Below are 7,789 nucleotides of genomic sequence, written 5' to 3' on the forward strand. Positions count from 1 at the left end.
ATACAGTAAGCGCGCGGGAAGTCTATTCAAATCAAAATAAAACCCGCGCTGGCGGGCTTTTTTTCGCCAAAAGAGATCGGCGCTGGCTGATTATTGCTCAACCATGCGCGGCAATCGGCATCTGGCAAGAGAAAATTATGCAGCGGGTCGTGATGAGGACTGAAAGAGTTTATGGCAGTAGGGACAAATGAGTTGCGCACCTTTTTGGACTCGGCTGAAGCTGTGTTCTGAATCCTGGGAGCAGTTAGGGCAGGAGCATTTAACGAGATAATTACGGCGAGTTTTAGCGTCTTTGCGTTCTGACATATGATATTTCCTGATTTAAGAGCGTATGACCATACAGCATTCTACAGAAAATAGCTCTAACTCATTCTTCGCAGCGGTGGTTCAGGCTGTGAGCGGCAGGACGAAAAAAAAGATCCAGCGGAAGCGTGCAGGAGAGGATTTTTCCCCTATTTTTTGTGATTAACATCACTCTTTAAAATAAAATCAATTTATATCAATTAATTAGCGATCATCGATTTTGGCGTGTAGAGAACATTTTTCTCCATTTTTCCCGGAATAGAGTGAAAATAGGCAAAATTTTCTTCCTCGTCTGATATACATTTTAATAGTGATTGAAGGACGCAAATCACGCTGTTAATGATGAAATAGCTATTCCTTTTTGGCTATTAAACGGAGTTTTGGCTGTTGTTTTATTCGCCAGCTCCGCCGAAGGCGTCAATAAAAAATCACGACCTTTATGTCTAATAATAATTTGAGTGTACTCTATGAAAACCAAAACTAAAGATATTGCAACCCTGGCGGTACACGCTGGAAATCAATCCGATCCGGTAACTAACGCTATATTTACGCCGATCGTCACGGCCAGCTCATTTATTCAACCTAACCTTTATGAAGGCGGCGATTTTTGTTATTCCCGGGTCTCTAATCCAACGCGTCAGGCTTATGAATCGGCGCTTGCCGAGCTGGAAGGCGGCATTTACGCCACCGCCACCGCATCGGGAATGGCGGCCACCAATATCGTGATGGAACTCTTGCCCAAAGATGCCCATATTATCGCCATGAAAGGCGTCTATGGCGGAACCTGGCGGCTGTTCGAAAAATTAAAAACGCATACCACCGGCGCCACGATTTCCTATATCGATTTGAATGATGAGCAAAGCCTGATGGCCGCTATTCAGGAAAATACCGCTTTAATCTGGATTGAAACACCGACCAATCCCTTACTGGAACTGGTCGATATCGCGAAAGTGTGCCGTATTGCTAAAGCACGCGCCATTACTACCTGCGTCGATAATACCTTTGCCAGCGCCTGGAATCATAAGCCGCTTGAAATGGGCGCGGATATGGTCATGCTCTCTACCAGTAAATATGTCGGCGGACATTCAGATTTAATTGGCGGCGCGGTAATCACCAATAATGAAACGCTGGCGTCGAAGCTCGACTTTATTAAAACCACCATCGGTTCCATTGCCTCGCCATTCGATGCCTATCTTGCCCTGCGCGGTATGAAAACGCTGGATCTACGCATGGCGCGTCAGTGCGGCAATGCGCTGCGGGTGGCTGAATATCTGGAAAACCATCCGGCGATTGCCAGCGTCTATTATCCCGGCCTGCCGTCGCACCCGCAGCATGCGCTGTGCAGAAAGCAAATGCGTTCAGGCGGCGCGGTGGTAACCGCAACGCTGAAGGGGGATATCCAGAGTCTGAAACGCTTCATCGGCGGTCTGCACTATTTTGTGCTGGCGGAATCGCTTGGCGGGGTGGAGAGCATGATCAACCATTCGGCTTCTATGTCCCACGGGTCGATGTCAAAAGAAGAGCGGGAGGCTATTGGGATTTACGACACGACGCTACGTTTCTCCGTCGGTATTGAACATATCGATGATTTGCTGCAAGACCTTGACAGCGCCTTCGCCGCGATGGGCATCGCACAGGATAATCATCATGCATGACTATGGCATCTGGACGATTATTACCCCGCTGGTCACCATTATTCTGGCTATCCTGACTCGCCAGGTGATCCTTTCCCTGCTCACCGGCATTTTCGTTGGCTACGCGGTGATTAACCACAGTATTATCCAGGGCGTTGGCGCTACCCTGAACGGGATTATCGAAACCTTCGCTTCCGCCGGTAATGCGCGAACGATTGTTTTTATGGTGATGATCGGCGGTATTATGCGGCTGATTGTGGTGACCGGCGGCGTGCGGAAACTGGTGCAGTTTCTGTCGGAAAAAAACGATTTCGTCACCAATAAAAAATCGGTCCAGCTGCTGGCGATGCTGGTGACATCGTTGATTTTTATCGAGAGCTCGATAAACCAGCTGATCGCCGGGGCATCGACGAAAAACCTTGCCCGACGCTATAAAGTCTCACCGGAAAAGATGTCCTATATTATCCAGACATCCTGCGTCTCCGTCTGCTCATCGGTGATGATCAACGGCTGGGGGGCGGCGATGATGGGCGTTATCGGCGTACAGATTGCGCAGGGGTACCTGACCGGCGGGCCATTTGAAGTCCTGGCAAGCTCAATGATCTGGAACACGATGGCCTGGTTTTCATTAGCCTCGGTGCTGTTTTATATTCTCTCCGGCTGCAGCTGGGGGCCGATGAAAAAGGCGGAGGTGAAGTTTGAAACGATCCAGACCGAAATAGAACAAGAGCATGGCGAAGAGGAGGCGGACTCGGTAATTGACCATCCGGCCTGCAATTCATTGCTGAACTTCTTTATTCCCATTCTTTCCACTGTGTTAATGGTTCCGGTTGTTCTGTATATTACCGGCGACGGACAATTCTCAAAAGGCAGCGGCTCGATGTCGGTCTACTCCGGCGTTATGTTTGGTACCGTCGTCTCTTTTATCTGGTTCCGCGCGCGCGGTATTCTGAACGTTGAGAACTTTTTCAAAGAGCTGTATATCGGCTACGCCAGCATGGTTAAAATTAGCTCAATCATGATCCTGGCTTTCCTGATGGGGCATATTTCAGCGGAACTGAATACCGGGCAGTATATCGCCTCCATTACCTCCGGCGTTATTCCATCCGGTTTCGCGATCGGCTTTATCTTTCTGATTGCCGCGGTGATGTCGCTGGCCACGGGCACCTCATGGGGGACCTTCGCCATTATGATTCCGATTGGCGTTCAGCTGGGCGTCTCAATAGGTATCGACCCGCACTTTATGATCGGCGCGGCGATTTCCGGTTCAATTTTTGGCGACATGACTTCCCCTATCTCCAGCGATGCCATCGTGGCCTCGATGGCGACCAGCTGCGACCATATTGAGCATATTCGTACCCAAATGCCTTATGCGCTGGTGACGGGTAGCCTGGCGCTCGTTGTTTATTTAATTGTCGGTTTTACGCTTTAACCTACAGATTTAAGGACGCAGGGCGGCGCCCGACCGGTAAAATGGGCGCGTTGAAGGCGTTTTTATATCCGTCCCTGGAGAGAGGCAGGTAAAAAAACCGGCAGAGCTGCCGGTTTCGTCGTTAGATCTTACAGGCGTCGCCGCAGTCATCGTCGGCAACAACGGCCTGCGCTTTTTTATCGGCCTCTTCAAGGCGCTCAGCGTTGCGCTCTTGCGCTTCTTCCAGCCCGCTAAAGACGAGGTTATCGAGATCAATTTCCATGCGTTACCCACTTAAGTTCAGTTTTGACCGTGAGCAAGTATAGGCAAAACGCCGGGGGGATGCACCCGGTGTGAACCCGTGTAGCACATAGCGATAAGTGCGGGTGTGTTATTGCGTGCTGTCGGGAGCGAGCGCGGGTCGGGATCCTACTAATAATAATAGTTGAAAGCATGTTTTATAACCTGCCGGTGATTATTATAGTCGCGATCAAATTATTTATTAAACGAATCGACAACGAGCGCTGGGTTAGACATTGACTTGTATAAAATATGCTAATATTGACCGGCTTATGGATGTATCTATGGATTATGGTCAATGGTCTCGACAACAGCAGTAGCCGCTATCAAAGAATGGCGGAAAACTAATAAATTTATTTGTCACGTTAAACTCAACTATAAAAAGGTATTGCGGAAATGCAGAGAAATATCTTTAATCGGAGGAAAATATAAGGAATATCAGACGTTATGTGAAAATTACGCTTGCGCAAAACTAACAGGAGCAACCGAGGGGCTGGTTAACTTTGAAGATAAACCCTTTAAGGCCTATTTAAATAAAAAGATGTCAAAAAGAGCGAAGCTCAATATTGCTCATGGCGCTTTGAATTTTATAGAGAAAACCTTTCTTCCCGAGGCGTTGCCGCAGCTGTACGATATGAAAGCATTTGGTCGTTCGCTAATCACTATTCCGCTGAAAAACGGTACCTGCATTGATGTGAAGCTGCTGGCATCGCCTTTTCAGGAGGAGGGGGAGCTGATGCTATTAATGTTCCTGGGTGATAAACGCGTCTACAGTATCTGTTTTTCCTGCACCGAAGATGGCCGGGCCTGGATTGGCGGCATCCAGGGTGGGAAAGACATTGATAATGAAGAAGTGAAAGCGCTGACCAAGGAGCTTTACGGCATCCGACCTAAGAACTTAATTATCACGCTGCTGTACGGTTTTTTGTCGCATTTCAATATCAAGGAGATCTATGCGATCGACAGCCATTACCATGTTAAAAGCGACAGAGTAAAAACCAGCTATTCTGAGCTTTGGCTGGAAATTGGCGGTGAGAAGCATCGTCGCGGCTGGTATAAATTACCGGCGAACGAGATAAAGAAAAGCCTGGAAGAGGTTAAAAGCAAGCACCGGAGCCAGTTTATCAAGCGAGAAGGCTTGAAAGAGCTGGCCCAGCTGGATATGGCCGCCGCGCTACGCGACATTAGCGTGGATCGTCACTGCTGATTATCCTCGTTTCGCATTTGCCGGTGGGCAGGGGGCTGCCCACCGGCAATGGCGGAGTCAACGCAAGCTGAATGCGGCCGGCGCCTTCATCGCGGTGGCCGCTCGGCGAAAGACGTTATTCACTAAGCTTTAGGCTGGGAGGCAGTTGATTCATCGTCACCAGAATCCCTCGATGGAGCTGAATAGCGCCCAGCTGTTTTAATTTGGCCAGGGTTCTCATGACCCCACTGCGCGACAAAAAGGTTCGCGACAGAATATAATTGGCGGCGGTGATTTTATTTTTGATCGCTTCCGGTTCATTGTTTAATTCTATAAGCTGATGAACGATAATTTCATAACAGGAAAGTTTAGAAACCTTAAAGCAGTGGGCGTAGACTTTGGCCGACGAATATTCCAGAAGTCGTGAGACATTTTCCCATAATTGCTGTTCGGCGATGATCTTATGCGCCTCGTTAATTGATATCAGACCAATAGAAGATGTTTCCTGGGTGCGCAGGTAAATATGCCGAGAATAACGTAGCTGACTATTCATGCCAAAGATGAATGGACTCGTTTCGGAGTTGATGATGAGTCCATCGTTGTTGCGATATAAAGACATCGTGCCACGGAACAAAACCAAGCATTGATGCTGGTTTTCTTTTACTATGCCGATGTTTCGTCTTCCATTCATTAACATTTGGTTACATTTGGGTGCCAGGCAGCGAATGAGTTTATCAATGTCGTCTATGGGTTTGGTGATGGTTCGGAGCAGATCTGTGTCATGTTGCACACGAGGGATTGTTTCCATGCTTATGATTTCCTTATAAAAAAGAGAACTCCCAAAAAACAGCAAACTGTAGCCAGAACATTATCGATGACGCTGAGGGGGCGAATAAACCCCCAATGAGTCTACACATAGACTTAAAAAAACTTGCCGCCTCATCAGACTTAAGATAAATATTAATAGCATAAGCTTATAAATCTCCTTATTTACATAACAGCTAAATCTATTTGGTTTTAATTTTATCGATGTGGCATTTGGGCTATTCCTGATATTTGATATTATTGGGCGGTAGCGTTTATGACTATTAACAGTGTTCAGGACTTGCAGTTATCAAGGATTGCTCGACAGTGGATTGCCAGTAGCCATGAGCAGAGTCAATACAGGAGCCGAATCTCAGGGGCTCCATTGAAGAAACCGTCAGGTTGGCTATGAAAAAACGAAAATATTTAAGTAAAAAAGAGGTGCAGGCATTAATTGATGCTTCGCAGCAGCAGGATGGCTCGCTGCGCGATTATTGCATGCTCCTCATGTGTTTTATTCACGGACTGCGCGTAAGTGAATTACGTTTTTTAAAAGTGAGCGATATTGATTTATCCAGCCAGCGGATCGCCATTCGGCGTTTAAAAAATGGCTTTTCAACCATTCATCCTCTTCAGCCCCGTGAACAGCTGGCGTTAAGCCAGTGGCTGGTTAAGCGCACGAGCTGTTTAAACGCCGATCTTCCCTGGCTGTTCCTGTCGCGAAAAGGCACTCCGCTTTCCCGACAGCACATTCACGTTATGATGCGAAATTATGGCGTGCAGGCCGGCATTGCCGTTCCGGTACACCCGCATATGCTGCGCCACGCCTGCGGTTATGCGCTTGCGGAGGAGGGCGTTGATACACGCCTGATTCAGGATTATCTCGGCCATCGCAATATCCAGCATACCGTCTTGTATACGGCGAGCAATCCGGCGCGCTTTAGCTCGATTACCCTCTGAAGCCGGAGTATCTGGCTCGATAAGAGCCAGATACCCTTTAGTTATAGGTAAAGTTCATAACGACCATCGCGCTGATATGACCCGCGGTGGCGCCCCCTGCGACGCTAAATATGCGCGCGCGCATATCGAATATGGCCTGACGGTTATTATCGACGTCGACGGCAATAGATTTTCCGCTGCCTGCATTAATTGAACCGGTTATACGCTGAAGTTCTATCGCGACATTGCGTGAACTGTCCGGGCTGCTCACGTTGGCATATAAATCAGGGTCAACTCCGTCGACAGGGCCTGTAAAGTGAGCGGTAACGCTTGATGTTCCTACAGGGCAGTGGCTCAGCGTGACGTAAAATTCTTTCCACTCGGAGTAAGAGTTGGCCGCGCTAAGCCGGCGGCTGGGAATATTTTGTCCGAGATCGATATTATAAATACCGTTGTTTTCGACGGTGCAGGAAGACGCAACAATATCGGCGTTGATATAAAGAGTGACATCCGCAGCATAAGCGGGTAATGACGACGAAATCGCCGTAAATAACGTTATGACGGCCGGGCTGGCGATAATTCTCATTATCGACTCCTTAAGTAAGCAGTGAGAAACGAGAGCGGGATAAACTCAGTTGTACATCATCGTTAAGGTAGCCACCGCGTTGGCGTGGCCGGGATGGATCTCCGGCGTGTTCTGGTAATAGCGAAAGGTGAGCGGCAGGGTTATCGATGCGCCAGCCTCAGGGATGGTGCCGACCGGGAAAAAACGATCGAACTGGACGGGCGAGCCGTTATAAAGCACCTGAACGCCGACCCCCTGGGCTACGCCGGTTTCATTGCTTAAGGCCACTACGCCGAGCGTCGGGGAGAGATAACCTTGACTGCTTATTGACGTATTCACGGCGACCTTATCGTCGCACCGCACCGGAATTGACAAACTCTGCTCGCCGCTGGTGCTGCCCGGACCAGAGAATTGGCCCACCGGAACAGCACCCATGTTGACAGTTAACGTCGAGGGGACGGTGCAGCTTACCGCTTTATAAACAATATCTCCGGCATAGCCGATATAGTTTTGCTGCCCCTGGCTGCCGATGCCCAGACCGGTATCATAGACCCCCATACCAAATTTGGTTTGCGCGACATCGAGAGTGCCGCTCGTTGCCGTATCCCCCGTTTTTACCAGCGTTAGTGTGACCGTATATCCAAAGG

At 48.8% G+C, this 7,789-nt stretch carries 9 protein-coding genes; 4 read left to right on the forward strand and 5 right to left on the reverse strand.

Features of this window, described 5'->3' with window-relative positions; genetic code table 11:
* Positions 1–135: 135 nt before the first annotated feature.
* Positions 136–306 (reverse strand): YnfU family zinc-binding protein, encoded by a 171-nt coding sequence (locus CDA56_RS31240; RefSeq protein ID WP_213220741.1) that lies wholly within the window; start codon positions 304–306, stop codon positions 136–138.
* 464 nt (positions 307–770) lie between these two features.
* Between CDA56_RS31240 and CDA56_RS10785 the strand changes: the two genes are divergently transcribed.
* The gene (locus CDA56_RS10785; RefSeq protein WP_064377213.1) at positions 771–1,958 is read left to right on the forward strand and encodes a trans-sulfuration enzyme family protein; all 1,188 of its coding nucleotides are present in this window, start codon (positions 771–773) and stop codon (positions 1,956–1,958) included.
* Positions 1,951–3,369 (forward strand): Na+/H+ antiporter NhaC family protein, encoded by a 1,419-nt coding sequence (locus tag CDA56_RS10790; RefSeq protein ID WP_049083747.1) that lies wholly within the window; start codon positions 1,951–1,953, stop codon positions 3,367–3,369. The genes CDA56_RS10785 and CDA56_RS10790 overlap by 8 nt, the downstream gene beginning before the upstream one ends.
* A 121-nt stretch (positions 3,370–3,490) precedes the next feature.
* On the opposite strand, the gene CDA56_RS10795 is transcribed toward CDA56_RS10790, so the two are convergent.
* Positions 3,491–3,631, reverse strand: coding sequence for a hypothetical protein (locus tag CDA56_RS10795; protein ID WP_004851627.1), 141 nt, complete (start codon positions 3,629–3,631; stop codon positions 3,491–3,493).
* Positions 3,632–3,946: 315 nt separating this feature from the next.
* Here CDA56_RS10795 and CDA56_RS10800 point away from each other — a divergent pair, with 315 nt between their 5' ends.
* Positions 3,947–4,855 carry a DUF535 family protein gene (locus CDA56_RS10800; protein ID WP_025105876.1) on the forward strand — a complete coding sequence of 303 codons (909 nt, stop codon included), beginning with the start codon at positions 3,947–3,949 and terminating at the stop codon, positions 4,853–4,855.
* Positions 4,856–4,970: 115 nt separating this feature from the next.
* On the opposite strand, the gene CDA56_RS10805 is transcribed toward CDA56_RS10800, so the two are convergent.
* The gene (locus CDA56_RS10805) at positions 4,971–5,642 is read right to left on the reverse strand and encodes a helix-turn-helix domain-containing protein (RefSeq protein WP_102803303.1); all 672 of its coding nucleotides are present in this window, start codon (positions 5,640–5,642) and stop codon (positions 4,971–4,973) included.
* Between the two features lie 404 nt (positions 5,643–6,046).
* Between CDA56_RS10805 and CDA56_RS10810 the strand changes: the two genes are divergently transcribed.
* A complete protein-coding gene (locus CDA56_RS10810; RefSeq protein ID WP_014838689.1) occupies positions 6,047–6,598 on the forward strand; it encodes a tyrosine-type DNA invertase in 552 nt (183 codons plus the stop codon).
* 37 nt (positions 6,599–6,635) lie between these two features.
* On the opposite strand, the gene CDA56_RS10815 is transcribed toward CDA56_RS10810, so the two are convergent.
* Together CDA56_RS10815 and CDA56_RS10820 are read right to left on the reverse strand one after the other, a co-directional pair.
* Positions 6,636–7,163: a fimbrial protein gene (locus CDA56_RS10815; protein WP_104011360.1), complete on the reverse strand. Its 528-nt coding sequence runs from the start codon at positions 7,161–7,163 to the stop codon at positions 6,636–6,638.
* A 45-nt stretch (positions 7,164–7,208) separates the two neighbouring features.
* The coding region (locus tag CDA56_RS10820; RefSeq protein WP_139536119.1) for a fimbrial protein at positions 7,209–7,789 on the reverse strand (581 nt) is incomplete at its 5' end.

Origin of the sequence: Klebsiella michiganensis (assembly GCF_002925905.1) — a bacterium.
Classification (GTDB): domain Bacteria; phylum Pseudomonadota; class Gammaproteobacteria; order Enterobacterales; family Enterobacteriaceae; genus Klebsiella; species Klebsiella michiganensis.